Genomic DNA, 26431 nt, shown 5'->3' on the forward strand with positions numbered 1-26431 from the left:
ATCAAGGGGATAGGTGGAAACCGTATGACTACTAAAGCTTATATCAAAGATTATCCGCGGCCGCAATTTGTACGCAAACAATGGCTGGACTTGAACGGGGAATGGGACTTTTGCTTTGATGATGAAGGGGTTGGGGAAAAGGAGCAATGGTTCAACCATTTTCCGGAAGGGCAAAAAATTATCGTGCCATTTACCTATGAGACGAAAGCGAGCGGGATCGGAGTTGAGGATTTCCATCCCCTCGTCTGGTACCGTAGAAGTGTAGTAATCCCGCAGGAGGCGGCAGTGAACAGAACGATTCTGCACTTTCAGGGTGTGGATTATAAAGCAAAATGCTGGGTGAACGGTGTGCTTGCCGGCGAGCATGAAGGTGCTTATGCTGCGTTTTCGTTTGATATCACGTCTTATATCAAGTATGGATCGGAAAACAATATTGTGCTTGAAGTGGAGGACAGCCAGAGCTGCACGCAGCCGCGGGGAAAACAGCGCTGGGTGGATCAGAATTTTGAATGCTTTTATGTGCAGAGCACGGGGATCTGGAAAAGTGTGTGGCTGGAGCATGTGAATGAGGCAAGAATTGAAGCGGTCAAAATGACGCCCGATATCGACCGCCATATGATCCGCTTTGACTTCCAGTTCAAGGGATTCGAAGGCAAGAACAATCTACGTTTGGAGGCGGCAATCGAGCTGAAGGGACAGTCTGTGAGAACGGTCGGCTTATCCGTCGACAGATCCTGGATTACGGTAGAGGTCAATGTGCTTCACGAGGCCGGCGGCCCATGGAAGCAGAGCCTATGGTCGCCGGCCTCGCCAAATCTGTACGATGTGGAGTTTGCTCTGTATGAGGGCGAGCAGGAGCGCGATCGGGTGTACTCCTATTTCGGCATGCGGAAAATATCGATTGAGAACGGGCAGATTCTGCTGAATAACGCCCCGCTCTATCAGCGGCTGATTCTGGATCAGGGCTATTGGCCGGACAGCCATCTGACGCCTCCGTCCGAGGAAGCACTCATCGAGGATATCGATAAAACCGCCGCGATGGGCTACAACGGGCTTCGTAAGCATATGAAGCTGGAAGACCCGCGCTTTTTATACTGGTGTGATGTGAAGGGCATGCTGGTCTGGTCGGAAATGGCGGCTACCTTCGAGTTTAATGACGACGCGGTCAACCGCTTTACGAGGGAATGGCTGGAGATTGTGCCGCAGCAGTACAATCATCCAAGCATTATCACCTGGGTCCCGTTCAATGAATCATGGGGCATTCAGAGGATTGAGCATGATGTAAATCAGCAGCAGTTTACGGAAGGCATCTATCATCTTACGAAAGCAATCGATCCGTATCGCCCGGTCGTTACCAATGACGGATGGGAGCATACGGTCTCGGATATTTTGACCCTGCATGACTATGTGGAGAAGGGTGAAGAGTTTCTGCAGCGGTATCAGGACAAGGAGAGCATCGTAAACAACCAAATCTCCTTTAATCAATGGAAACGCGCGTTTGCGGAAGGATATGCCTATCGGGGACAGCCGATTATTGTCAGCGAATTCGGAGGCATTGCGTTCCGCACGGATAAAGGTTGGGGATACGGGAATCAGGTGGATTCCGAGGAAGCCTTTATCGAACGGTTCCGCGCCATCACCGCAGCGATTAAGGCTACTCCTTACATCGCGGGTTATTGCTACACACAAATCACCGATGTGCAGCAGGAGGTCAACGGGCTGTTGACGGAGGACCGTCAGCCGAAGGTACCGCTTGAAGTGATCCGGGAAATCAATTTGGCTTAAGGCAGTTGTGATTCACAGATTTTTTTGGAGTGGAGGAAGAATATGTTCACAAGTGCGTCCTGGGAGGGCGAATATCAAGGGGAAAAAGCGGTTTGGCTGCGCTACGGTCCTTACGAGGCCGTTATGCTTCCGGAGTTCGGCGGCAATCTGGTCGCATTCCGTGACCATGAGCTGTTGTGCCGCTTCCTGCATGAACCGGCTCCGGAAGAGATGGAGGCCTTCAAGGCAAGGCCCATGATTCACGGCATCCCGGTGCTGTTCCCGCCGAACCGCTATGAGGACGGGCGGTTTGCCTGGAATGGGCGCACACTGCAGCTGCCTGTCAATGAAGAGGCTACAGGCAACCATCTGCACGGCTTTTTGTATAACATACCATGGACTGTGGATGAGTATGGACAGACAGAGCAGGAAAGCTTTGTATCCGTCTCGATTACCATTGATGAAAATCATCCGGTATACGCGGTGTTTCCTTTCCACTTCAGCATTACTTTGCGGTATTCGCTTAGCGGCGACGGGCTAATGCAGCATGTGAGGGTCCGCAATCATGGCAGCACCGTGATGCCTTGCCTGCTTGCATTTCATACGTCCGTTAATGCCCCGTTTGCCGCGGAGGGTTCGGCCAGGGATTACAAGCTGAAGCTGACGCTCGGGCAGAGATGGGAGCTGGACGGCCGTATGATGCCGACGACACGTTTCCAACTGCTTGTGCAGGAGGAAGAACAGATGCGTGACGGCGGGGTTTATCCTTTCTTTGCCGAGATGGATAACCATTACACGGCCGTGCCGCAAAACGGGCGCAACCGGATGGAGCTGCACGATACGGCGCGGGGAATTACGCTCATCTATGATGCTGGGACCTCTTATAAACAATGGATGATTTGGAACAATGGCGCACAGGAGGGCTTCTTCTGTCCGGAACCCCAGACCAATCTGGTTAATGGTCCCAACCTTGACTTGCAGGCTGAAGAAGTGGGAGTATTCAGTCTGCAGCCAGGGGAGATCTGGGAAGAGAGCAGCAGATTTTATGTACGGAAAGGCGATGCGGGGCTATAACAGTGGGATCGTCTCTCTTTTCACCAAGATAATGAAAGAACAGGAGCAGTTTGCTCCTGTTCTTTCATTATGAAGTTGAACATCTGTCACACTTTACCCTACAGTCTGTGCTTTGTTCTTAGTAGAGTAGTAGATGATAGTTTCAATAATAAATATGATTAATATAGATAAACCAAACAGGGGCATTAATATTCCTAGTATCAATAAGGTTAACATAGCTCCTATAGACCATGGTTTATTTATTCGTTTAGGCCGATTTACATCACCAGGTTTCATTTTTTTCATCCATGAAACAAACCCCATAACTATTGCTGCAAGGAATGCGATGCAAACTATCAAGTTTAGAATTTTATTAGCCATTCCAAACAAGTGTCCTTCATGAAGAGGAATTCCCCAGGTAAACCACTTTCCTATAATCCCATAATCATCAAAGTTTATTCTGGCAATGAATTCACCGGAATATTGATCGAAATATGCGGTTGTTTCTTCTTGCGGGCTAACATCCAGCCCGGTGACGCCTGAATTGCTTCCTTTGGAAACGGTAAACACGCCTTGTTCATTTGCAGGGTAGACGATCGAAAACGGTCTGACAATATTTTCGTTTTGCGCTTTGTTTATGATAGAATCCAAGCTTTGTTGATTCGGATTGCTAATATTAACGTTTGCAGCAGAATGATGATCGGCATGTCCTGTATGATTCGAGGCAGGTTGATCCAGGCTTCTTGTAGCCCAAGGAATCTCATCTACATCAGATTGCGGCGGGTTATAACGCAATTCGGTTCTGTCTAATTCAGGATGCTCTTGACCAAACTTGCTAATATGACTTCCCATAAACACAGACCAAGGGATTCCCGTTAATACAATGACAACTAAAGGTATTGCAATGACAAGTCCCAATATAGCATGAATCTTTTGAAATTTAAGCTTGTTGGTTCCTTGTTTCGGCTTGATGGCAAGCAGCTTCTTTTTAAAAGTCATATATGTACCTGAGACAATTAGAAATATGGTCCAACAAGCAGTCAATTCAACTAAATAGCGGATAAATGTGCTTTCCGTAAAAAGGGAACTATGAAAGTTTCTCATGAAATTAGAGTACGTGTACTTAGCATTTTGAGCAGCGACGATTTGATTGTTGTTGTCCAGAAAAATATAACGAGATTCGCCTTCCTCATTGCCGATCGTAACTCTGTTGTTGTAGGGTTCCTCCATCATGCTGATTTTTTCAATGTTATAACCCGGGTATTTGCCGCTTATTTCCTTAATAGCTGCATCTACATCTTGCTTTACTTTTACATCGCTTTGTCCGAAAAATTCTTTTTGATACATGTTATTTTCGACATCCGTATAAAATAAATAACCGATGCCCGACAGGGTCAATGTTAAAAGCAGGGGTGTAATAAACCAAGCGGCATAAAAATGAAGTCTTCGGAAAGGGTTAAATGTGTTTTTGTTGTGCATATCAATCTCCTTCTATTATTATAGTAGTTTCAGCTGTGTATCGATCAGAACAAAATAATAATAGTTTAATGATGCATAAAAAAATATGACTCGAACGGGCCAGTTTTGTTCAGTATTGTGAAGAATTCTTGAAATCCTATGAATAGCATTGCAGAAGAGCGCCATATTTAGTTAGCAATACGAACAAGCCGTCCTTCAGCTCTCTGCAGAGAGGGGACGGCTTTTTGGTTGCTATTCTTTTAACCTGCCCATGACCACGGTATTATAAAACTTGCCGTCGGCAAGCCGCTTGTCGTTCTTCAGCACACATACCCCGAATTCCACCTTATGTGAAAACCGTTTTAGATCAAAGCCCTCGCATCTGGAAAATCCGACGATCCGGTCACCGACCTCGGCCACCAGAAACAAGTTACAAGGCTTCTCTGTGTCTGTTTTTATCAATCGCTCAAAGCCCGGAATATCTATAAAAGCCTCCCCCGCTTCCCTGTCCAGATATTCGGTCTCGCCATCAATCTGCACCCTTAGCGCTGAAAGCTGCTGTGCATCATTATGTATTGCGGATCTTAGCGTATAGATGAGTCCTTTATTATGTATTTCTTGTTCAACCATTCTGCAGGGCTCCTTTGCAGTGAAATTATATTTACTATATTAAAAGAAAATCACCATAAGCGGAGCAAAAAAAGGGACAGGAATTGATTTCCAAATTTTATACAAAATCATATAGTAGAGTTATAGAGAGAAACAAGCAGTCCGAAATTCTCTCTATTATCAAGCAAATGAAAGCGTTCACCTATCCCATGATATATGAAGGGAGGTGGTATGCAAAGTATTAGTGTTCCGCTAACAGAGCGGAAGGGTGCTGTGGAGGTTGCTGTCTTTGGTCATTCTGATTGATTAGATGAAGGAGGAACTGCATATGAGAGGAAACATCAAGGCTTCCTATACGATCTCAAACGGCAACTTTCGGGTGACGACCGGAGATTACGGAGAAATTACGAACCTGCAGATCGTCGGTGACAGCTTTCCGACCAACTATGTGATGAATGCCGGCAACGCTCCGCAGCAGAATACTTCCGATCACCAATGGCTGGGCGAGCTGATGTTTACGTACCGCCTGAATAATGGAGCCTGGACAACAGCCTGGAGCAGCCGTTCCGCTAATGGACGAACAATGAGTCAGAACGGCAGCACAATCAACGTAACCTATCAAAACTCCGGCAATGCGCAGGGAATTCGCAATTTTAAAGTGGATGAATCCTATTCTCTGGTCAGCGATTATTTGCGCTGGTCGATTACGGTAACGAATACAAGTGGACAAACACTTGAAATCGGGGACTTCGGTTTGCCGCTGCCATTCAATGAGTATTGGTCAGGGGGCAATAACGAACAAATTTATGAAACCCGGGTTGTTACCCACTCCAATGTGGCCAACAGCAGTTCCTTTATTACCGTGCAGCGGCCGAGCGGAATCGGAAACACGCTTCTTATGGTGCCCGACAGCTCCACCGGCGCAGGCTTTGAATATATGGACAACTGGCGGGTCGAAGAGCATCAAGGGAGCACATGGGCTGCCGATCAGGGCGGCTGGTCCGAAGGTTTGACGGTGTTCTATATTCATTCCAACGTGATTAAGAGCACGGGTCGCGGCTATTTACCGAATACGAGCCTCGTACTCGCGCCGGGAGAAAGCAAAACGTATGCATTCAAGTTTTTTAAAGCTGCGAATGAGCAGGCGGTAAAAGACAGGCTGTACGAAGAAGGCATGATCGATGTTACCGTCATCCCGGGCATGATCGTGCCGACGGACCAGACCGCCAAGTTCAGCCTGCGCACGAAAAAAACGATCACGTCGGTTACCGCGCAGTACCCTTCCCAGACGACGCTCACCCCGATCGGTACCGCTGCGGGAGGCCACAACCTGTATTCACTGCGGCTCAGCCGCCTGGGCGCAAATAACATTACCGTCAACTACGGAAATGGCGAAAAAACTGTGCTGCAATTTTACGCCATCGAGCCGATCGGCAGCGCTCTGCAGCGCCATGCGACGTTTATGGTCGAGAAGCAGCAGTGGAATGTGCCCGGTGATTTGCGCGACAAAGTATTTGATGACTGGATGATGCAGACCCATTCGCGCCGAAATGTTTTTAACGGATATTGGGGCTGGGGGGACGATTGGGGATATACGCACGGTCAATTTTTGGCTGAGAAAAATGTGCAGAAGCCCGTTGCCTCGGAAATCAGGGCCGTGGATCAGTATCTGGAGACGGCAATTTGGACCAATCTTATGAACGGACATCATTCGGACTATCTCATTCATGACTTTTTAATGCCTGAGCCGAATACGACGCCGACTTACCGGGGATATGCTTATCCGCACGTATATAACACCTACTTCAGCATGTACAAGATTGCCAAGCTGTACCCGGGCATGGTTAATTATATCCAGCCCCGTACAACGTATCTGCTGCGCGCTTACAATATTTTTAAAGCCCTTTACGAAGGACCGGTTGCTTACAACTGGAATACCGGTCTGATGGGCGAAATGACGACACCTGACATCATCAAGGCCCTAAGGGATGAGGGTTATACGGCCCAGGCCAACGACCTTGCAAGCAAAATGACAACCAAATACAACAACTTCAAAAATACAACGTACCCATACGGTTCAGAGTACAACTACGACAATACCGGCGAGGAATCTGTCTATACGCTGGCCAAGATGAACAATAACCAGCAGATGATGGGAAAAATCAACACCAAGGTACGGGCGACCCGCGGGCATATGCCGCTATGGTATTTTTACTCCGTGCCAGTCACCATTACCGGGGAGCCGTGGTGGAACTTCCAGTATACCGTCGCTCTGCAAGGTTATGCGATGGACGACTGGGTGCGCAATTATTCCACGAAACCGGAGATTGAGCAGCGCCTGACCTATGCCTCCAAGCTTGGCAATCTCAGTGCGATCAACTCAGGGCAGATCAGCTCCGATCCGGCCGATATCGGCGCGGTGGCCTGGACCTACCAGATGACGAAGGGCAATTATGGAGCGCTCGGTCTTGGAGGAGGACCACTGTTCAATGGCTGGCGCGGGATGTCCGGGGAAGCCGATCTCGGCTTGTGGGGCGCGATCAAAATATTGAGCGCCGACGTGGCTGTCGACCCGCTCTTCGGTTTGTACGGCTACGGCTGTGATGTGACCGTGGATGGGGGCAATTATGTAGTAACGCCGAAGGACGGCGTGTTCCAGAGACTGAATCTGATTACGGAAAAGCTGGGCATGTCATTGGAGCGCGACACCTACACCACGGCCACCGTGGCCAAGGACAAAAGCTATATCCGCTTCTCGCTGGCCAACGCTACGTCAGGAACCGCCCATACGACTAAAGTGACATTTACCGGATTGCAGCCTGGATCGTATAATATTTTAATCAACGGCAATGCGGCCGGTAATCTGACTGCCGCGAGCGGACAACCAGCTGTTGCCGAGCTGGGCATCGGGACGGCTGCCGCTTATACGATCGAACTGCGGCGAGGCTCTTGAAAAACGTGATGATTGCACCTTGTAAAGAGTGAAGAAGATTAAATCAGTTAAGCAGCCTCGGTCCCAAGCTTTATTGGACCGAGGCTGCTTGTTTCATGAATAATTGCCGAAAAGCCCTGCCTAAGGGCAACTCAGAACATACACTGAAGCATATCAAATAACCAAGGAGGTAATTATTAATGAGTCATGTTAAACATCATTTGCACCATCCTTTTACATCTACAGGTGCAATCCTGGTATTGTTTATTCTGCTTGTAATCATTACAAGAGCATGGTGGATATGATTCAGTAACCGGCGGGAACATTGGAACAGTCCCTGTATTTGTTATATAAAAACCGGGTTCCCATATTTAACTAGGGAACCCGGTTTTTATAATCGGCAGGGTTAATCAGAATGTCGAACTGTTGACAAAGATTCTTCCCTTTGGAGGTCATTCTCCAATGTCATCCTGCATTCCAACATCCAGTTGAGAGTAACCATTATTGGTCTGCTTCACCGTGGGAAGGATGCAGTTTAAAGCGCGCGACCAGCTGCTGAAGCTGTTCGGCCATCCGGGTCAGATCCGTGGCAGAGCTGCCAATCTCCTCCATGGAAGCAAGCTGCTGCTGTGCCGCAGCGGACACCGTCTCTGAATTGCCCGCTGTTTCCTGGGAAAGACGGCCGACCTCTTCCATGGCCTGAACAACAGTGACGGTATTCTGGGCGAGCTCAGCAGCTGCTGCGGCGATAGAATCGATTTGCTGCGCCGACTTGGCGACTGACTTGCGGATGCGGGAGAAGGAGCGTCCGGAAAGATCCACGACTGTAATGCCTTCGCCGACGCGTTCCTTCGCCGCATCCATCCGGTCCGAGGCGGTTGCCACACCGGATTGGATATCGTGAATCAGCTCGGTAATCTGTTGGGCGGACTGTGCGGACAGCTCGGCCAATTTGCGGACCTCTGTCGCAACAACGCTGAACCCGCGGCCATGCTCGCCTGCACGGGCAGCCTCGATAGATGCGTTCAGGGACAGCAGGTTTGTTTGCTTGGCAATTTCGGAGATCGTGCTTACGATACTGCCAATGTGTGACGAACGTGTATTCAAATCTTCAATAACACTGTCCAGCTCCGATACGGTTGTCTGAATGCTGTCCATTTTCATGACAGCCTCCCCGATCGCTTCGCTTCCGGAGTCCGCAAGTGCAATGGAGGATGCGGCAATCTCGGACATCTGCTGCATGGAAGCTGAAATATGATCCACCTCGGCGGACATCCCCTGCATCCGCTCATCCCCTTCGCGAATCGTCGCCAGCTGTTTCTCTGTGCCTGTGGCAACCTCCTGCATGGCGAGCGTCACATGCTCAATGGCTGAAGTGGTCTGCTCAGCCCCTGCCGCAAGCTGCTGTGAGGAAGAGGACAGGCTGTCGGTCATCTCCTGCACCTGCAGAATCATGGAGCGCAGGTTATCGACCATCCCCTGGAAGTGGCGGGACAACTCCCCGATTTCGTCATTTCGGGCGGTAGCCACCTGTACTGTCAAATCGCCGCCGCTGATCTGCTCCGTATTCTGCTGCAGGCGCTTCAAAGGCTTCAGCAGCGAGCGGATAAGCAGCGTGGCCAACATGCCAATTACAATTATGGAAGCAATAATAACGATCAGGGTCGTATTGCGGATCGGCTTGACGGCATCCGTGATTTCGGAGCTCATCATGGTTCCCGCCACCTTCCAGCCGGTAAGCTCATTAGTGGTGAAGGTCATCTGTTTCGTCTGCCCGCCATAGTCGTATGTAAATGTATCCTTGTCTGCGGCAAATATTTTATCTATATAATCGGCATTGATGACTTTCCCAAGCTCTTCGGTCGGATGTGTGACATACTGCTTATTCTGATCCATGATCAGGATATATCCGCTTTTTCCCACCTGAATGGCCGTCATCTCCTGCAGCTTGGTCAGGTTAAGAGACATGCCGAGCACCCCTCGTCCGTCGGCAATGGTACGTGAGATGAACACAACCGGAATATTGTCTGAATTCATGGAAACAGCGGAAATCACGGTCTGTCCGGGCTGCCCCGCAGCCTGCTGATACCATGGCCGCTCGCGCGGGTCGCTTTTACTGTCAGAGGCATCCTCGCGGGCGCGTACAATATCCTGATTTTCCGTCCCGATAAAGATGTTCTGTGCTTCCGGATGGGTTGCCAGATAAAGCTCCAGCTTGCCGCGCAGGCCGGATGCTTCCGGGTCCGCGGCATCCTGAGCGCTGAACAGCTGCGCATAATGCTCGATATCGGCCGTTTTGCTTCCGATTTGCTGTGATACCATTTTATTGGCAATGTCAACGTTTGCGCGCGCATTATCCAGCAACTGCTGCTCAAAGTTGCGTGCCGAGGAATTGTAGGATAAAGCACCTACTGCCACGGCCGGGATCAGCATAACGATGATAAAGGTGATCATCAGTTTCTTATGCAGTGTCATTCTTGTTATTGATTTCATACCCAAAGACCCCTTTTACCTGTTTGTAATAACACAACGTGTTAGTAATATCGGTTTTGGGGCCACAAATTTGTATATTTAAAACCAACAATTTTGCTGCATTTTGTTAGAATGGAGTCGATGGTGTTATATCAATGGGGTTAAGTTTCTGTAAACTATGATGGTCTATCTTTTACAAAAGGATCAGGTATACTGGGTAGGAAGGAAAAAAATGTGATAGAGTCGAAACGGTGGGTCATTACTTTTTTCACAGATAATATTGTATCCCTGCATGCTTACCTGCTGTCGGAAGGTGTAAAGGTGGGGAACATTGCGGATGAAGGGAAGTACGGCAAATTTTTTGTGCTCGAAGACCCTGACGGCAATTTGTTCGATGTGTGGGAGCATCATGATTGTGAGCTGGTATTTTGAAATGACTGCGATTGGGAGGCAATGAATATGAACACTTCTGATGAACTTCGGTATCCTGTCGGGAAGTTTGAATATGTGCCTGCGGCCGGGAAAGAGCAGCGGGAGCGGTATATCCGCGAAATCGCAGAACAGCCGCGAATTTTGCGGGAGCTGGTACAAGGCTGGACGCCGGAGCAGCTGCGGACTCCTTACCGCCCTGGAGGCTGGACTGTACTGCAGGTCATCCATCATCTGGCGGACAACAACATGAACGCATATGTTCGTTTCAGACGCGGATTGACGGAGGATAATCCGATCATTCCCGGGTACCGTCAGGAGGCATGGGCTGAATGCGGGGATTATCATACGGCGGAGGCGGAAGCCTCGCTGCTGCTGATTGAAGCGGTGCATGCCCGTTTTACAGCATTGCTGCATACGCTGAGCGAAGAAGATTATCAGAAAACGTTCAGAAACGAACAGCTTGGCGGCATGACGCTGAATGCAGCTATGCAAAGATTCGCCTGGCATGTAAGGCATCATACGGCTCAAATTCAAAGCCTGGCGGAACGTGAAGGCTGGTAAGCTTAGCTATCATCTATTACACTGCCCGTATTAGCACACAAAGGAGGTTGGGCCTATGGAATTTTTGACCCGCAGCGGCGTTGAGCGGGCCGCCGCTTTTATGAAACATAAGGCCAGAAGGCTGGAACGCGCCTTGTTTGAGTATGAATTCGAGTCCGGTTCTTTCCATGCGGTGCTTGCGGAGCTGAAGCGATATCAGAATGGAGACGGCGGTTTCGGGCACGGTTTGGAGGCGGACCTCCGCTGCCCGGAGTCTTCCGCTTTGGCAACAACATGGGGTCTGGAGATATTGCAGATAGGAGAACCCTCGGAGCTTCGTAGAGACATGATTCTAAGCGCGCTGGATTATCTTGAAGATACATATCTGCCGGATATCAAAGGCTGGGACATCATTCCGAGGGAAGCGGAGAACCATCCGAGAGCCGTTTGGTGGAATTATGGAGCGTTCAGGGACCATTGGGGCAATCCGAATGCGGATATCCTCGCTTTTTTTATGGATTACCGGTCTGTTTATAAATTTATGAGTCTGAATGAATTGATCGATCATGCTGTTGAATACCTGCTGAATGAATGCGATTTGTCTGAGATGCACGAGCTGTTCTGTTATTTGCACCTGGCGGAAAGATTGGACAGTGAGCGGGGAAGAAGAATCGCTGACAAGCTTGAACTGTTCATGGATCGATGCGTGGATATCCGTACCGGCGAGCGGACAGGATACACCGCAACTCCGCTTCAGGTGGTTGATTCTCCTGCCTCTCATTACTATAAAAAGTATGAGGAAGTGATTCCCGCCGAGCTGGACCTGCTTGTTCATAGCCAGGCTGAAGACGGTTCGTGGGAACCGAGCTGGGATTGGCACCAGTATGAAAAGGAATGGGCGGATGCCAAGAGAGAGTGGCAGGGTGTGCTCACACTGCAGGCTCTCAGAACGCTGCGGAACTTTAACAGAATCGAATGATAAGCTAGATCAGGATTGTATCATGGGTATTTCAGGGCAGCAAGAATTACTGGGAGAGGGTAGTCATGCAATTGCGAAGAGTGAAAATTTTGGGTACTGGAAAATATTTGCCCGGCCGGATCGTGACGGATGAAGAGTTGGACGATCGTCTTGGCGTTCCGGCCGGATGGGTGCATAAAGCGACCGGAATCGGCGTACGCCATTTTGCAGCAGAGGGGGAGACTGCGTCGCAGATGGGGGCAAGAGCGGCGGAAGCAGCGTTGACGGATGCCGGACTTTCTTTCACGGACATCGACTGTCTGGTATGCACAAGCGGCACCAAGGAGCAGCCGCTGCCATCCACCGCGGTATTTATTCAAAAGGCGATGGGTCAGGGGCAGTCGGGCGTACCGGCTTTTGATATTGACGCGACGTGTTTGAGCTTTTTGGTGGGGCTTGATGTCATGTCATATATGGTCGATGCCGGACGGTACAGAAACGTGCTGCTTGTGGCCACGGAGATTGCCTCGGCCGGGCTGAACTGGAAGGATAAAGAGAGCGCAGCCCTGTTTGGCGACGGGGCAGCGGCAGTTGTGATCGGGCCTTCCGGTACGGACGAGGGGTCGCAAATTGTACATACGTCCCTGCATACTTATGGCAAAGGAGCACATTATTCTGAAATTCCCGGCGGCGGGACCAAATATCCTCCGGGTCAGCGGAACATTCCGGTGGAGGACCCGTTTCTGTTTCATATGGACGGTCAGGGCATATTCCGCATGGCGTCCAGACTGCTGCCGGACTTTATTGCAGGGCTGCTCAAGCAATCCGGTACAGTCATGAAGGATTTCGGAGTCGTCATCCCCCATCAGGGCAGCGCAATGGCGATGCGTTTGCTGCGCAAGAAGCTGGGCATCTCCGAGAGCCAATTTATGAATATTACGCCCAATCACGGCAATACCATCGCCGCCTCTATCCCCATGGGGCTGCATGAAGCGATTCGTCAGCAGCGCATCCGGCGCGGAGAACGCATGCTGCTGATCGGCACCGCGGCTGGACTGTCATTGGGAGGGATGGTCATTGACTATTAGAGACGGGGCTGCGCAGGCACCGCTTAATATTCTGATTACCGGTGGCCGGGCTCCCGCAGCGCTCGAACTGGCCAGACTGCTGCATCATGCCGGACACCGGGTGTACGCGGCCGAGAGTACGGCCAGCCATTTATGCAGGGTATCATCAGCGGTGGAAAGAAGCTTCAGGCTGCCGCCTCCCCGCCAGCAGCCGCAGCGCTTTCTGGAAGAGCTGGAGGCCCTTATCGTCCGCTTACGGATTGATCTCCTCATACCGACGTGTGAGGAGATTTTCTATATTGCACGGGGGCTGGACAGGCTGAGAGGGCATTGCAGAGTGCTGTCGCCGGACCTTAGCCAACTGAGGCAGCTGCATCATAAGGGTGAGTTTATAGAGCTGGCCCGTCGGCTCGGCTTCAAGGTTCCGCATACGGAGCTGATCACGAGTGCAGAGGAATGGGAGGCGGCGGGAGAGCCGGGCAATTTTTCTTCCGGCAGCAAGGTGTTCAAGCCGGCGTATTCGCGCTTTGCCTCCAGGGTGATCATGCCGGACCGGTTCGGGCGGGATACATCTGCCGGAAGGTCCAGGCCTGTGCCTGTTCCTGTTCTGCAGATTACGCCCGCAGCGCCGTGGGTGGCGCAGGAATTCATACAGGGGAAGGCTTTGTGCACATACAGTGTAGTCCATGATGGCAGAGTAGTGGCCCATGCCGCCTATGAAAGCCGATATCGCACGGGCAAGATCGGGGCCAGCGTCTATTTCAAGCATGTTGATCACGCGTTGGCCTATGACTGGGTGACCCGGTTTACAAGCAGTCTGCGCTTTTCGGGACAGATCAGCTTTGACTTTATTGAGGCACTGGACGGCACGCTTTATCCGATCGAATGTAATCCGCGCGCTACCAGCGGCATTCATCTTTTTGCCGCAGGCGGCGGGCTGGAGCTCGCGCTTGCCGCCCCGGACAGACTTGTGCGGGCCAAGCGTACGGTAACCCCCCATGATGGCTCCGCCGCGATGATTACACTGGCTATGCTGGGCTGTGGGCTGCGGAGAAACCGCAGCAGACAGGATTGGGCAGCGTGGCTGGGTTCGCTGCGCGGAGCGCGGGATGTCATCTGGCGTTACGATGATCCGCGGCCCTTTCTGGAGCAGGCATGGATCGTCTGCAGCGCCTGGCGGTTGAGCAGGCAGCTGGGCATTACGATGACCGAAGCGCTGACTCAGGATATAGAATGGAACGGTGAGACATGACGACAAAAGCATTGGTTACGGGAGCGACCGGATTTTTGGGCCGCCATGCGGCTCTGCGGTTGGCTCAGATGGGATGGGATGTCAGCGGCATGGGTCGCAGCAGGGAGAGCGGTGCACAGTTGACCCGGGACGGCATCCGTTTTGTACAGGCGGATATGCGGGACGCAGACAGGGTCGTGCAGGCGTGCGCAGGCCAGGATTATGTATTTCACTGTGCTGCCTTGTCTTCTCCCTGGGGAGATTATAGGGAATTTTATGGCAGCAATGTCCTGGCAACACGCCATATTATAGAAGGCTGTCGGAAGCATGAAGTGAAGCGGCTCATTCATATTTCAACGCCGAGCATTTATTTCAATTACAGGCCACGCTTCCTGATCCGCGAATCGGAGCCGCTCCCGGCGCGGTCGGCCAATGCCTATGCAGCGACGAAGCTGCTGGCAGAGCGTGAAGTGATGCAGGCCAGCCGCGAAGGGCTGCCGGTCTTGATCCTGCGTCCGCGGGCCATATTCGGCCCGCTGGACCGGACGCTGTTCCCCCGGCTGCTGCAGGCGAACGGCAAGCTCGGCGTGCCTATGCTCGGCGGCGGACAGGCCCGGATTGACCTGACCTATGTGGACAATGTGGTGGACGCGATGCTGCTGGGCTGCAGCGCTGCGCCTGCCGCTCTCGGTCAGGCTTACAATATCAGCAATGGCGAGCCGCTGCCGTTCCGGGAAGTGGTGGAGAAATTGTTCGCCATGCTGGATATTCCGCTGCGCACGCGCAGCATCCCGTACCGGGCCGCCTACGGGATCGCCGGCCTGCTGGAGCTGGCGTACCGTGTGCTGCCGCTGCGCGGGGAGCCGCTCCTGACCAGGTATACGGCCGGATCGGTGGCAATCCCGCATACGCTTGATATTACGCTGGCGCGCGAGCAGCTTGGCTACAAACCGAGCGTATCCGTATGGGATGGGCTGCAGCGCTTCGCAGACTGGTGGGTGACGCAAGCATGATGACATCCCTTTCTGTGAAACTGCTGCTGGGTGCTGCGGGATATTGTACGCATCCGGAATTCCTGACCCTGCGTGGAGGCACGCTTCGTCCCGTATCTTTTCCGGCAGGCTTTGCCTGCATGCTCCACCCGAAGTATGGCCCTGTGCTGTTCGATACGGGGTACAGTGGGCGTTTCTTCACGGAAACAGCTCGCCTCCCGAATGCGCTGTACAGGCATATTACACCGGTCATGTTCCGGGAGGAGGACAGCGCTGCGAGCCAGCTGCGGAAGGTGGGAATAACGCCGCAGGACGTTCAGTACATCGTGCTGTCCCATTTCCATGCCGATCATATCGGCGGGCTGCGTGATTTTCCGAACGCCCGCTTTATATACCTGCAGAAGGCGTATAATGCGGTGAAGCAGCTCGGTTCCCTGCGCCGTGTGCGTGCAGGTTTTCTGCCCGGTCTGCTGCCGGACGATTTTGCGGCCCGTTCCCTGCCGGTAGCGGCAGCCTCTGTCATCCGGCCCTTCGAGCCAGGCTTTCCGTTTCATAAAGCCTATGATCTGTTCGGGGACGGCAGCATGCTGGCAGTGGAGTTGTCCGGCCATGCCACAGGCATGATCGGGTTGCTCGTATCCACCGAGCGTCAGGACTATCTGCTGTGCGCCGATGCCGTGTGGTCGAGCCGCGCCTTCATGGAGAAACGGCCGCCGCATCCAGCCGCCGGGCTCATTATGTCGGACCGCGGGGAATACAAGCGCAGCTTTGAGCTGCTGCGGCAGCTGCATACGCATTATCCGGCTGTGCGCATCGTGCCGAGCCATTGCCGGGAAGCGCTCGCTGCGTGGGGAACGAGGGGATGGGAATGAAGCTGCATCTGATTTTGTACTATTATTTCCGAGCCTTGAGAGCGCGCAAATGGACGGACCGCGCCAGGTTTGATCGCTGGCAGGAAAAGAGGATCATCCGTCATGTGGAATCGATCCGCCGGGCCTCGCCATTTTACCGGGAGCTGTGGAAGGGCATCGCTGCCGCGGATTGGCGGAGCTTTCCTGTCATCGACAAGCAGATCATGATGGACCATTTCGACAGCCTGAACACGGTCGGGATCAGCCGGAAGCAGGCGATGGAAGCGGCTCTGCTGGCGGAACAGACCCGTGATTTCAAGCCGATGGTGGGCGGGGTTACAGTCGGCTTGTCATCCGGCACCTCCGGCAATCGGGGGCTGTTCATCGTCAGCGCGCGCGAACAGGCGGCGTGGAGCGGAACAGTGCTGGCCAAGCTGCTGCCGGGAGGTCTGCTGCAGGCGGAAAAGATCGCTTTTTTTCTCCGTGCCAACAGCAATCTGTATGAATCGGTAAAGCGCGGCCGTCTGCAGTTCCAATATTTCGACCTGCTGGAGCCTGTTGAGCAGCATGTCCGGCGGCTGGAGGCCTATCGCCCGGGGATTCTGATCGCCCCTGCCTCTATGCTGCGTCTTCTTGCCGAAGAGCAGGCGGCAGGCCGCCTGACGGTACAGCCGCGCAAAATCATCTCGGTGGCCGAGGTGCTGGACCCGCTGGACCGCCGCTATATTGAAGAGGCTTTCAGGCTGCCGGCGCATCAGGCGTATCAGTGTACGGAAGGGTTTCTTGGCGCCACCTGCGAGCATGGCACACTGCATTTAAATGAAGATATCGTTCATGTTGAAAAGGAGTACATCGACCAGGAGAGCCGCCGCTTTGTGCCGATTGTTACGGATTTTTCGAGAACAGCGCAGCCTGTCGTCCGTTACCGCCTGAACGATATTTTGACAGAGACGGCGGCTCCCTGCGCATGCGGCTCCGCCTTTACAGCCCTTGAGCGTATCGAAGGGCGATGTGACGATATATTATATCTTCCGTGCGCTGGTAATGGAGCCCTGGTGCCCATTTTTCCGGATTTTGTCACCCGTGCCGTGATCGCAGCCTCTCCTGCCATAGAGCATTACCGTGTCGTGCAGACCGGAGCAGAAACTCTTGAAATCTCCTATAGAGGGCGGGACGAAGAACTGCAGGAGACGGCGGACATTCAGGAGCAAATTGTAGTGCAAATTATTCAGCTCTGTCATCGCATTGGGTGTGTTCTGCCGCAAATCAGCTTTGTGCCCTATGACTTCAAACCGGGAGATCTGAAGCTGCGGCGGGTGGAGAGGAGATGGAGGCCGTGACCGCGAATGTTAGATGGTATGATGAGACGAATATCGGCGAGCTAATGTGGCCGGACACGGAATACGGCCGGTATGCGAAGAAGTATATCCTGCCGTTAATGGTGAGGCAGTCCGTTTCGAGCTATATCCATAATGTCCGGACCCGGCTGCTCGTTGTAACGGTGGACGGCATCCCGATGCCGGTTACCGTCAATGACGCAGAGTATGACAATTCATATGTCTGTTCCCCATATACTCACTATGTTACGTATGCGGGGGAGGAACTGGCCAATCTGCGCAATCGGTCTGCCGAGGTTTTACTTGGCGGAATTCTGAATATGATCGGCCAGCTTCTGCGCAAAGCGCGGTTTAATCGTGTCGTACAGGTGAATAACTGGCTCCTGTCCACAAATTTGTATCCTGCTCTCACTCCCGGGCAGCTGGAGGCGGTCATTGACGAACTGCAGCAGCGTTATCCGCGGCACGCCATTTTATGCCGCTCCCTGAACAGAGCCGCAAGCGGCCGTTTACTGGATGCCATGAAAGAAAAGGGCTGTAAGTTGATACCCAGCCGCCAGATTTATTTGCTCCATGGGAGGCGGGAACAAGACGGAGCCTTGGCGGAAGTTGCTCTACATCCGGTCAATGCCAAAGCGAGATGGCTTGTTAAAAGAGACCGGGGACTGATTCGGAAGCAAGGTTACAGCATTTCCTGTCCGTCAGACATGCGGCCTGATGATGCTTCCCGCATCAAGCAGCTTTACGACCTGCTGTACATTCACAAGTATTCCGCCTGCAACCCGCAGTTTACGGAGCAATTTATACAAATGGCTATAGAAACAGGCACGCTGGAGCTGTACGGGCTGCGCAAGAACGGACGCCTGGATGCTGTGCTCGGCTTCTTTGCCAGAGAAGGGCTTATGACCACACCTCTGTTCGGATACGATACAACCCTGCCTCAGAAAACAGGGCTGTACCGGATGCTGTCCGCCGTTCTGATCGGCATCGCGGAGGAAAGGGGGCTGCTGCTGCACGAAAGCTCGGGTGTCGGGCAGTTCAAGCGCAACCGCGGCGCAGTGGCGGAGCTGGAGGTCACGGCTGTGTATGACAGGCATCTGCCGTTCCTGACAAAAGCCTGCTGGACGATTCTGGAAAAGCTGCTGTGGGGCATCGGCGTACCGATCATCCGGAAATTGAAGCTGTAGCAATCATTCATTCACCGGTTTATTTTTGTATGGAAGGAGGGAGACAGGCATGAAGGAGAATCCCCAAAGCTCGCCTGCGCCGGTCGCCTTGATTACAGGCACTTCAAGCGGTTTCGGCCTGCTGACGGCAGTCACGATGGCTCGTAAGGGATACCAGGTTGCAGCCACCATGCGGGATACGGGTAAAAAAGGCGACTTGATGAGCATGGCGCAGCAGACGGGTGTCTCTGACAGGATGCATGTGCTGCGCCTGGATGTGACGGATTCCGAGTCCATTAAACGGGCGGTAGCTGAAATCATAACCTTGTACGGCAGGATCGACGTTCTGGTCAATAATGCCGGCTTTGCGCTGGGCGGTTATGTAGAGGAGCTGCCGATGGAAGACTGGCGTCACCAGCTGGAGACGAATTTTTTTGGGCTTGTGGCGGTGACACGGGCAGTGCTGCCTTATATGAGAGCTCGCGGTTCAGGGCTGATCATTAACATGGGCAGCGTCAGCGGATTGGCGGGTTTCCCCGGGTACGCCCCTTATGCCGCCTCCAAGTTCGCGGTAGAAGGATTCAGCGAGAGTCTGCGGCTTGAGATGGCTCCATTTGGCGTTCGTATCGTGCTCGTAGAGCCGGGCGCTTTTCGCACTCCGATCTGGAATAAGGGGCTGGAGCGTATCCGCATTGCCGACACTTCGCCGTATCACGACAGATTGCAAGCGGTGCTCCGTTATTCAAGGAAGGCGGCGGAGAACGCTCCCGACCCGCAGCAGGTTGCGGACCTGGTCGGGCGCATCGTATCCATGCGCTCACCCCGGCTGCGGTATGCAGCCGGCCGGGGATCCGGGTTGTTGATGTGGGCCAAAGCGCTTTTGCCGTGGAAATGGTTTGAGCGCATGATTGCCTGGGGGCTGCGCTAATCACACCGCTCTCGTTTTGCGGAAATCCCCGCAAGCCCTAAGTGTGTTGTTGGCTGTCGGAGAACTGGCGGGAGGGCATCCGAGCCGTATCGTTGAAATGATAAGGAGGGAACGTATGCAGCTGGAAACGGAAAGACTGCTGATTCGCGATTTTGTGCCTGAGGACTGGGAAAGCGTGCATCAATATGCGTCCAACGAGTCGGTGTGCAGGTACACGATGTGGGGGCCGAATACCGAGCAGCAGACCAAGGACTATATGGCTCAGGTCATTGCGGCACAGACACAAGATCCCCGTCAATCCTTCGAATTCGCGGTTGTGCTCCGTGAGGAAGGGCGGCTTATCGGCGGATGCGGGATTGGATTAAATGCGTCAAACGGCGAGATCGGGTACTGCTTTCATCCAGATTATTGGGGCCGCGGGTACGCCTCCGAGGCAGCAAAGGCGATGCTGCAGTTCGGGTTTGGCGAGCAGCATCTGCACCGGATTTATGCAACCTGCCGTCCCGGGAATACAGCGTCCGCCAATGTGATGAGGAGGATCGGCATGAAACAGGAGGGGCTCTTGCGCGAGCATATGTGGTTTAAGGGCCAGTATCATGACTCCTGTCTGTTCTCTATTTTAGAGCATGAATTTCAGGCTAAAGCTGCATTTATCTCATTCTAGCGAAAGGCAGGCGGTTAGCTGGGGCAATCGTCCTATCAGCTTCCGCTTCTTTTTTTCAACTCTTCCTTTATCAACTTCTTCTTGTATTTTCAGCCATGTTCAAGCAGTGTTTTCAAATGTATTGGCAAATCTCTAACCGGGTAGTATATTTAGGAAAGGAGACATCATAATTAGGAAAATATACATAGAATACTTCATACTCCATTATTTTTTTAAGAAAAGTACAAGATCAACCGATAATTCAAGGTAAGCCCATGGTCACGCACCGGGGTCTATTTGAGCCACTATAGATTCAATTCAAGGTAATCGCAAAAAAATTAATATAAAAGTGGTCCGTCTTTTTTGAAGGCACGCCGATGGACGTTTTCTATTATAATTATAAAGAGGCGATCCTGAATTTTTTCGAACACCTCTTGTTTGAATCAAGCGATCTTTTGCAGCAGGGGAGCAGGGTGAACATGAAGGTAATTCTTATCGACGATGAACTTCTTGCAATCGAATTCCTGGAGCGACAACTGAAGAAGCTTCCGGATATAGAAATCGTAGGGAAATATTCTGATGTGGAATCTGGAAAGACAGAGATATTGCGTAAAGCTGTTGATGTTATTTTTCTCGATATCAGTATGCCTGAAATAAGCGGTATTGAGTTGGCTGAGGACATTGTGAGAAACAAGCCGGACGTTTCGATTGTGTTTGTTACGGCGTTTCAAGATTTTGCGGTACAGGCATTTGAGTTGGAAGCGCTTGATTATGTCGTGAAGCCGGTAACCGTTCAGCGGTTGGCCAAAACAATTGAAAGAATTCAAAAACGTATTCATAACCGACATGCAGTCGGAGATGCTGCTGAGGAGCCTGCGCAGACGTCATCCATCCATGTCCACTTGTTCCGGCAGCTGATGATCGAATCCCCCTCCGGCGAGCTTAAGCTGCTGCAGTGGCGCACCAACAAGGCACAGGAATTATTTCTGTATTTGCTGCAGCACCGCGGACAGCCGGTACGCAAGTCCATGCTTGTCGAGGTTCTGTGGCCTGATTACGAAATAGAAAGAGTGTATGCGCAGCTGTATAACACGGTTTATCATGTACGGCAGACTCTGCGTCCGTTCACGGATTACATAAAGCTTGAAACGGTTGCAGAGGGTTACATTTTACAATTGCAGAACGTTCTGGTTGATGTTGATGAATGGAAAAGGATGCAAACTGCACTGCTTCCCCCTTCAATGGAAGCTATAAAGGACTATCTGAGGGTGATCGAAGCCTACACGGGAGATTATCTTGGGGAATATGATTATTGGTGGCTCGAGAGTGAGCGGGAGCGTCTGAAAGCGTTGTGGCTGCACACGTCCTTCGCCCTGGCGGGGTGGTATGAAGAGCAGAAGCTGATGAATGAAGCAGAAAAATGTCACTTAAAGATTTGCGACATATTTCCTCAGGAAGAAAAAGCTCATTTCGCATTAATGCAAATCTATGCCGGCCAGCAAATGAATAATAAAGTGCTGCTTCAGTACGGCAGGCTGGAGAGTGTGATGCAGGAGGAACTGGGGATAGAACCTAGTATTCATATTATCGAGTGGTACGAGGCATGGAAAAAGAAAATGAAAATATATATATAACCAGCTCCTTTAAATCTGGGTCATCCAGATTGGGAGCTGTTTTTTTTATCCCATTTTTGCAGGTGCGGGTCTCACCGTTCTGTAAAGAATATGTAGAGATTTTATCCGTACAATGTTCATTGTTCCATTTGCCAATGTGATACGAGAAGAGGGTGACAAGCTTCAAAAGATGAACAGGAAAATTCTAGTCATGATCATGGCCTGGGTGCTCATCCTTCAAGTGATATCCGGGGTTGGGGTTATGGCAAACGATGCTGATGCGGGAACTACACCAAGTACAGATCAAGGATCCGGAACGCAAGACGACGGAGATCATGATGGAGGGCTCCCTGGTTTGGAGGCTGCCGAAGGACTGGAGCCATCCGGACATAACGGTGTGGATACGACTGGGAAACAAAGTGATTCAGGTAATAACGTGCTTTCGCAAACAGGGGGAAGATGTGCGCTGCCAGTGCAGCTGACCGGTCTGGCTATTTTGTTCCTGGGCATCTGGTTGAAATTTCGCAAAAGACAATCGAAAGAGTAGCTAGATTATACCTGGCATCTCCTGAAGGCTGTATATAAATCGGGAGGTGCATTTTTTTGCTGTTACAAATTCCCCTATCAGTTGCTATAATCGATTCTATGATCAACTGGTTTGACAGTTTATAGTCAAAGGATTGGATGTTCTTGCAGAAATTTATTGATACGCTATCTCCCAAAAAAATGATATGGATCCTGCTGTTGTTTGTTGTTATTTTGGTGGGGATAAGGCTGCTTTGGTTCAGCTTTAACATAGAGCCGCCAACTCCTTCAGCCAAGCAGGGAGTTCTTGATCTGCGGGGATTATCCTTTGATGACAAGCGTGTTGTAACGCTAAACGGAGAATGGGAGTTTTACCCGGGGGAGTTCCTTACGCCTCAATCCGCTGAGAGAGGACAGGACCAGGAGAACAAGCGGTGGATACAGGTTCCCGGCGCCTGGAAACAAACGGCCGGCACGGGAACCAATCTTGGGATAGGAACATATCGGCTGCGGATCTTAATAGATGACCCCAGTGTTGCTTATGGCATCCGGGTATCGAGCATCCAGACGGCCTCAAGATTATATATTAATGGTGAATTAGAAAAGGAGACGGGCCAACCGGCTGAGGTCCGACCGCAGAATCATGCGAGAAATATTCCGTTTTCGGATTTTTTTCAACCGGATTCAAGAGAAATTCAGCTTGTCATTCAAGTGTCCAATTTCGATTATCCCTATGCGGGGGGCATTACCAAGCCGATCAAACTGGGGACGGCGGCAGCTGTTTCGTTTCAAACGCTTGTCACGCAGACTATGCAGCTAATGGTGTCCATCGTGATTCTGATGTTTGTATTTTTTAGCGTTATTTTGTTTGCTTTGGGTTATCGGAAAAAAACGGTGCTTTTTTTTGCTGGGCTGCTTGTTTGCGCACTCACAGGAATGATGATGGACGACGACCGGCTGCTTGTGGAATGGTTTCCGATGGATTTAACGTGGGAAGTTAAAATCCGGCTTATAGCCTATATGGGGATAGGTTTATACCTGATTTGGTTCGGACGGGCCATGTTCGCCCCGGGAGCATACAAAAGGTTTATGCGCTCGTTCAATATCTTCGGCGCAGCAGCCATACTTGCTGCGATCGCCCTTCCGATTGATTTTATCGTTTATCAGCGCAAGTTTCTCTTGGTCTTAGTTCTGCTCAGTATCACCATGGTTCCATACTTTGTGTTCAGGGCTATTCGGAGAGGGGAAAAGGATGCTTTCATTTTGCTGCTGTCGGCAGCCGCTGTCTCAATCAATCAGCTGATTGGCGGAATTATGAAAACATATTTATGGCAGGATATGCCCTTTTATCCTTTTGACTTGATCATTGCCTTTCTCGGTTTTGCGGCTTTTTGGTTCAACCGATTTTACCAGAATACACTGCGGGTGCAAAAGCTGGCCGAAGATCTGCAGAAGGCTGACAAGCTGAAGGACGACTTTTTGGCCAATACATCCCATGAGCTTCGCAATCCTCTGCACGGCATTATTAACATGGCACAGTCGGTTCTTGATCAAGCCAGGGGCAAGCTTGAACCCAAAAGCGAAGGGCAGCTGGAACTGATGATCAATGTCAGCCGAAGAATGTCGCTGCTACTGAACGATTTGCTGGATGTGACCTTGCTGAAGGAACAAAACATTCGTTTGAACAAGGACCGGGTGAGTCTACATGGGGCAGCATCCGGTGTGACGGATATGCTGCGCTATTTGTCGGAAAGGAAGCGGCTTGAACTGGTCATTGATATACCTGCGAATTTTCCGCTGGTGATTGCGGATGAAAACCGGCTTGTGCAGGTTCTGTTTAATCTGGTCCATAATGCAATCAAATATACGGAGGAAGGGACCATTACCATCCTCGCAGAGTTGAGGAATGACAAAGCGGTGATCAGAATCAAGGATACCGGAATCGGCATGGATAAAGAGATGCAGCAGCGAATATTGATGCCTTATGAACGCGGCGATTCCGGCATAACCGCGATTGGCGGCGGGATCGGACTCGGACTCAGCATTACAAAACAGCTGGTAGAGCTTCATGGCGGGAAAGTGGAGATGAAATCCATCCCAGGACGAGGCTCGGAGTTTTCATTTACCCTGGATGTAGAAGCCAGCCTAGCGGAGTTTGAAGCGGCGCCAGCTGCCGAGTTCAAAGAAGATCAGCAGGCTCGCTTGCTCCGCGAAGATGCAGGGGACGGTAAGCTGCATCCACTGCCGCAGGCTGCGGATTCTCTCCCGGCAGGCACAGAAGCTCCTTCAACTAAGCGCAGGCCCAGAATATTAGTTGTGGATGATGACCCGGTTAATTTGGGGGTCCTGGACGATATGCTCACATTGGAGCGTTATGAAGTTACGTCTGCATTAAGCGGGAAGGAGGCGCTGGTTAAGCTTCATCAAGGGGAATGGGACCTGGTCGTCTCTGATGTTATGATGCCGCATATGTCGGGTTATGAATTGACGAAGAAAATCAGAAGCCAGTTCTCAATTTCCGAGCTCCCGATTATTCTCCTGACAGCAAGGAACCGGCCGGAGGACGTGCAGGCCGCCTTTGGAGCGGGTGCAAATGACTATGTAACCAAGCCTGTGGAAGCCTTGGAGCTCAGGCTGCGTATCCGTACATGGGTTGATCTGAAGCAATCCGTCGGTGAGCGTTTGCGTATGGAGGCCGCTTGGCTGCAGGCGCAAATTCAACCTCACTTTTTACATAATGCGCTGAATACAATCGCTTCACTCAGTGAGGTGGACACGGATCGAATGGTTGCTTTGCTCAATGAATTTGGAAATTACCTGCGCCGCAGCTTCGACCCGATCAATATGAACCAGCTGCTTCCGCTGGACTATGAATTGGAGCTGCTGCGTTCGTATCTGTACATTGAAAAAGAACGCTTTGGCAGCAGAATCAATATACAGTGGGATGTGGCCAAGAAATCGCACGGTACTGTGCGGATTCCTCCGTTATCGGTGCAGACTCTGGTTGAGAACGCACTGAAGCACGGGATTCTGCCCAGGAGCGGTGGGGGGACGGTCACTATTGCCGTAGCTGATGGGCCGAGTTGGACCGAAATCACGGTTAAGGATGATGGCATCGGAATGGATGAGAAACGGCTGCAGGAAGTTTTTCAAGACGGTATGGATTCAACCGAAGGAGTCGGTCTGAAGAACACGGATAGACGTCTAAGACAGTTATACGGTAAAGGATTGCAAATCAGCAGCAAACCGGGAATAGGGACAGTTGTTTCTTTTACGGTCCCCAAAACACAGGAAGAGCGATAAGCCAGAGCCGCGATACGCGGCTCTTTTCTCGTACGACGTGCAGTCGTATTTTAGCGAAAGAATCGTTACGAGCAAGAGTAATTTAAAAACGGCAATTGAGAGGGAGTTAAAGGGCATAGGAATTAAGGTTAAGGAGCGATAAGATGAAGATTGTTGTTGCGGCTGATGCGGACTATGGGTACATACGAGAGCATGACCGCCATATTTCAGAAAGCTTGATACAGGCGAAAATAAGAGCAAAAGAAATATACATTCTGCGTGACGAGAAAGAAATGAATATCGGCTGGATGAGGTTCGGATATTTCTGGGACAACACCCCGTTCATGAACATGCTCTGGATCGATAAACAGCATCGGGGCAAGGGAGCAGGCAGCAGGGTTGTCCACTTTTGGGAAAATGAAATGAAAAGCAACGGATACAAGCTGGTGATGACGTCTACTCAGGCCAATGAGGAGGCACAGCATTTTTATCGAAAGCTGGGGTACCGGGATGCAGGATGTTTACTGCTTGAAAATGAACCGCTGGAGATCATTTTGACCAAGGAACTGTCTTGAACA

At 51.4% G+C, this 26431-nt stretch carries 21 protein-coding genes and 1 pseudogene; 19 read left to right on the plus strand and 3 right to left on the minus strand.

Features of this window, described 5'->3' with window-relative positions; genetic code table 11:
- Window positions 1-24: 24 nt before the first annotated feature.
- Together ACI1P2_RS11960 and ACI1P2_RS11965 are read left to right on the plus strand one after the other, a co-directional pair.
- Window positions 25-1785 (plus strand): glycoside hydrolase family 2 protein, encoded by a 1761-nt coding sequence (locus ACI1P2_RS11960; protein WP_355320004.1) that lies wholly within the window; start codon window positions 25-27, stop codon window positions 1783-1785.
- 42 nt (window positions 1786-1827) lie between these two features.
- Window positions 1828-2838 (plus strand): aldose 1-epimerase, encoded by a 1011-nt coding sequence (locus tag ACI1P2_RS11965; RefSeq protein WP_355320006.1) that lies wholly within the window; start codon window positions 1828-1830, stop codon window positions 2836-2838.
- 93 nt (window positions 2839-2931) lie between these two features.
- Here ACI1P2_RS11965 and ACI1P2_RS11970 read toward each other — a convergent pair whose 3' ends face one another.
- Both ACI1P2_RS11970 and ACI1P2_RS11975 read right to left on the minus strand, forming a co-directional pair.
- Window positions 2932-4296, minus strand: coding sequence for a PepSY-associated TM helix domain-containing protein (locus ACI1P2_RS11970; RefSeq protein ID WP_355320007.1), 1365 nt, complete (start codon window positions 4294-4296; stop codon window positions 2932-2934).
- Window positions 4297-4527: 231 nt separating this feature from the next.
- Window positions 4528-4905, minus strand: a complete 378-nt coding sequence (locus ACI1P2_RS11975) for a GNAT family N-acetyltransferase (RefSeq protein ID WP_355320009.1) — start codon at window positions 4903-4905, stop codon at window positions 4528-4530.
- Between the two features lie 307 nt (window positions 4906-5212).
- Here ACI1P2_RS11975 and ACI1P2_RS11980 point away from each other — a divergent pair.
- Window positions 5213-7709, plus strand: a pseudogene (locus ACI1P2_RS11980) (DUF5695 domain-containing protein); the annotation flags it as partial.
- A gap of 307 nt (window positions 7710-8016) precedes the next feature.
- Entirely contained in the window at window positions 8017-8121 is a 105-nt protein-coding gene (locus ACI1P2_RS11985; RefSeq protein ID WP_355320010.1) for a YjcZ family sporulation protein, read from the plus strand.
- 196 nt (window positions 8122-8317) lie between these two features.
- On the opposite strand, the gene ACI1P2_RS11990 is transcribed toward ACI1P2_RS11985, so the two are convergent.
- The gene (locus ACI1P2_RS11990; RefSeq protein WP_355320012.1) at window positions 8318-10309 is read right to left on the minus strand and encodes a methyl-accepting chemotaxis protein; all 1992 of its coding nucleotides are present in this window, start codon (window positions 10307-10309) and stop codon (window positions 8318-8320) included.
- Between the two features lie 213 nt (window positions 10310-10522).
- Here ACI1P2_RS11990 and ACI1P2_RS11995 point away from each other — a divergent pair, with 213 nt between their 5' ends.
- The 15 genes from ACI1P2_RS11995 (at window position 10523) to ACI1P2_RS12065 (ending at window position 26428) form a co-directional block, all read left to right on the plus strand.
- Window positions 10523-10720 carry a VOC family protein gene (locus ACI1P2_RS11995; protein ID WP_355320014.1) on the plus strand — a complete coding sequence of 66 codons (198 nt, stop codon included), beginning with the start codon at window positions 10523-10525 and terminating at the stop codon, window positions 10718-10720.
- Window positions 10721-10747: 27 nt separating this feature from the next.
- The gene (locus ACI1P2_RS12000; protein ID WP_355320016.1) at window positions 10748-11281 is read left to right on the plus strand and encodes a YfiT family bacillithiol transferase; all 534 of its coding nucleotides are present in this window, start codon (window positions 10748-10750) and stop codon (window positions 11279-11281) included.
- Between the two features lie 55 nt (window positions 11282-11336).
- Window positions 11337-12239, plus strand: a complete 903-nt coding sequence (locus ACI1P2_RS12005; protein ID WP_355320018.1) for a hypothetical protein — start codon at window positions 11337-11339, stop codon at window positions 12237-12239.
- 65 nt (window positions 12240-12304) lie between these two features.
- On the plus strand, window positions 12305-13306 hold the full coding sequence (locus tag ACI1P2_RS12010; RefSeq protein ID WP_355320020.1) for a beta-ketoacyl-ACP synthase III: 1002 nt from the start codon (window positions 12305-12307) through the stop codon (window positions 13304-13306).
- Window positions 13296-14537, plus strand: coding sequence for an ATP-grasp domain-containing protein (locus ACI1P2_RS12015; RefSeq protein ID WP_355320022.1), 1242 nt, complete (start codon window positions 13296-13298; stop codon window positions 14535-14537). The genes ACI1P2_RS12010 and ACI1P2_RS12015 overlap by 11 nt, the downstream gene beginning before the upstream one ends.
- The gene (locus tag ACI1P2_RS12020) at window positions 14534-15529 is read left to right on the plus strand and encodes an NAD-dependent epimerase/dehydratase family protein (RefSeq protein WP_355320024.1); all 996 of its coding nucleotides are present in this window, start codon (window positions 14534-14536) and stop codon (window positions 15527-15529) included. The genes ACI1P2_RS12015 and ACI1P2_RS12020 overlap by 4 nt, the downstream gene beginning before the upstream one ends.
- A complete protein-coding gene (locus ACI1P2_RS12025; RefSeq protein WP_355320026.1) occupies window positions 15526-16380 on the plus strand; it encodes an MBL fold metallo-hydrolase in 855 nt (284 codons plus the stop codon). Before ACI1P2_RS12020 ends, ACI1P2_RS12025 begins: the two co-directional genes overlap by 4 nt.
- Window positions 16377-17699 (plus strand): F390 synthetase-related protein, encoded by a 1323-nt coding sequence (locus ACI1P2_RS12030; protein ID WP_355320127.1) that lies wholly within the window; start codon window positions 16377-16379, stop codon window positions 17697-17699. The genes ACI1P2_RS12025 and ACI1P2_RS12030 overlap by 4 nt, the downstream gene beginning before the upstream one ends.
- Window positions 17687-18883: a GNAT family N-acetyltransferase gene (locus tag ACI1P2_RS12035; protein WP_355320028.1), complete on the plus strand. Its 1197-nt coding sequence runs from the start codon at window positions 17687-17689 to the stop codon at window positions 18881-18883. Before ACI1P2_RS12030 ends, ACI1P2_RS12035 begins: the two co-directional genes overlap by 13 nt.
- A gap of 49 nt (window positions 18884-18932) precedes the next feature.
- Complete coding sequence (locus ACI1P2_RS12040) at window positions 18933-19790, plus strand: SDR family oxidoreductase (protein ID WP_355320030.1); 858 nt, start codon at window positions 18933-18935, stop codon at window positions 19788-19790.
- Between the two features lie 115 nt (window positions 19791-19905).
- On the plus strand, window positions 19906-20454 hold the full coding sequence (locus ACI1P2_RS12045) for a GNAT family N-acetyltransferase (RefSeq protein ID WP_355320032.1): 549 nt from the start codon (window positions 19906-19908) through the stop codon (window positions 20452-20454).
- A 458-nt stretch (window positions 20455-20912) separates the two neighbouring features.
- Window positions 20913-22067, plus strand: a complete 1155-nt coding sequence (locus ACI1P2_RS12050; RefSeq protein ID WP_355320034.1) for a response regulator — start codon at window positions 20913-20915, stop codon at window positions 22065-22067.
- A 169-nt stretch (window positions 22068-22236) separates the two neighbouring features.
- Window positions 22237-22593, plus strand: a complete 357-nt coding sequence (locus ACI1P2_RS12055; RefSeq protein ID WP_355320036.1) for a hypothetical protein — start codon at window positions 22237-22239, stop codon at window positions 22591-22593.
- Between the two features lie 143 nt (window positions 22594-22736).
- The gene (locus ACI1P2_RS12060) at window positions 22737-25874 is read left to right on the plus strand and encodes a hybrid sensor histidine kinase/response regulator (protein WP_355320038.1); all 3138 of its coding nucleotides are present in this window, start codon (window positions 22737-22739) and stop codon (window positions 25872-25874) included.
- Between the two features lie 143 nt (window positions 25875-26017).
- Window positions 26018-26428: a GNAT family N-acetyltransferase gene (locus ACI1P2_RS12065; RefSeq protein ID WP_355320040.1), complete on the plus strand. Its 411-nt coding sequence runs from the start codon at window positions 26018-26020 to the stop codon at window positions 26426-26428.
- The last annotated feature ends 3 nt before the right edge of the window (window positions 26429-26431 follow it).

Source organism: Paenibacillus jiangxiensis, assembly GCF_046098255.1.
GTDB classification, from domain to species: Bacteria; Bacillota; Bacilli; order Paenibacillales; family Paenibacillaceae; genus Paenibacillus; species Paenibacillus jiagnxiensis.

What these genes read in the sequence shown, in the direction of transcription:
- ACI1P2_RS12020 (WP_355320024.1), top strand. Translation starts at nt 14,534, where the DNA reads ATGACGACAAAAGCATTGGTTACGGGAGCGACCGGATTTTTGGGCCGC.
- ACI1P2_RS12050 (WP_355320034.1), top strand. Translation starts at nt 20,913, where the DNA reads ATGAAGGTAATTCTTATCGACGATGAACTTCTTGCAATCGAATTCCTG.
- ACI1P2_RS11985 (WP_355320010.1), top strand. Translation starts at nt 8,017, where the DNA reads ATGAGTCATGTTAAACATCATTTGCACCATCCTTTTACATCTACAGGT.
- ACI1P2_RS11965 (WP_355320006.1), top strand. Translation starts at nt 1,828, where the DNA reads ATGTTCACAAGTGCGTCCTGGGAGGGCGAATATCAAGGGGAAAAAGCG.
- ACI1P2_RS12055 (WP_355320036.1), top strand. Translation starts at nt 22,237, where the DNA reads ATGAACAGGAAAATTCTAGTCATGATCATGGCCTGGGTGCTCATCCTT.
- ACI1P2_RS12040 (WP_355320030.1), top strand. Translation starts at nt 18,933, where the DNA reads ATGAAGGAGAATCCCCAAAGCTCGCCTGCGCCGGTCGCCTTGATTACA.
- ACI1P2_RS12010 (WP_355320020.1), top strand. Translation starts at nt 12,305, where the DNA reads ATGCAATTGCGAAGAGTGAAAATTTTGGGTACTGGAAAATATTTGCCC.
- ACI1P2_RS11970 (WP_355320007.1), bottom strand. Translation starts at nt 4,296, where the DNA reads ATGCACAACAAAAACACATTTAACCCTTTCCGAAGACTTCATTTTTAT.
- ACI1P2_RS12030 (WP_355320127.1), top strand. Translation starts at nt 16,377, where the DNA reads ATGAAGCTGCATCTGATTTTGTACTATTATTTCCGAGCCTTGAGAGCG.
- ACI1P2_RS12045 (WP_355320032.1), top strand. Translation starts at nt 19,906, where the DNA reads ATGCAGCTGGAAACGGAAAGACTGCTGATTCGCGATTTTGTGCCTGAG.
- ACI1P2_RS12000 (WP_355320016.1), top strand. Translation starts at nt 10,748, where the DNA reads ATGAACACTTCTGATGAACTTCGGTATCCTGTCGGGAAGTTTGAATAT.
- ACI1P2_RS12025 (WP_355320026.1), top strand. Translation starts at nt 15,526, where the DNA reads ATGATGACATCCCTTTCTGTGAAACTGCTGCTGGGTGCTGCGGGATAT.
- ACI1P2_RS11975 (WP_355320009.1), bottom strand. Translation starts at nt 4,905, where the DNA reads ATGGTTGAACAAGAAATACATAATAAAGGACTCATCTATACGCTAAGA.
- ACI1P2_RS11960 (WP_355320004.1), top strand. Translation starts at nt 25, where the DNA reads ATGACTACTAAAGCTTATATCAAAGATTATCCGCGGCCGCAATTTGTA.
- ACI1P2_RS11990 (WP_355320012.1), bottom strand. Translation starts at nt 10,309, where the DNA reads ATGAAATCAATAACAAGAATGACACTGCATAAGAAACTGATGATCACC.
- ACI1P2_RS12035 (WP_355320028.1), top strand. Translation starts at nt 17,687, where the DNA reads ATGGAGGCCGTGACCGCGAATGTTAGATGGTATGATGAGACGAATATC.
- ACI1P2_RS12065 (WP_355320040.1), top strand. Translation starts at nt 26,018, where the DNA reads ATGAAGATTGTTGTTGCGGCTGATGCGGACTATGGGTACATACGAGAG.
- ACI1P2_RS12005 (WP_355320018.1), top strand. Translation starts at nt 11,337, where the DNA reads ATGGAATTTTTGACCCGCAGCGGCGTTGAGCGGGCCGCCGCTTTTATG.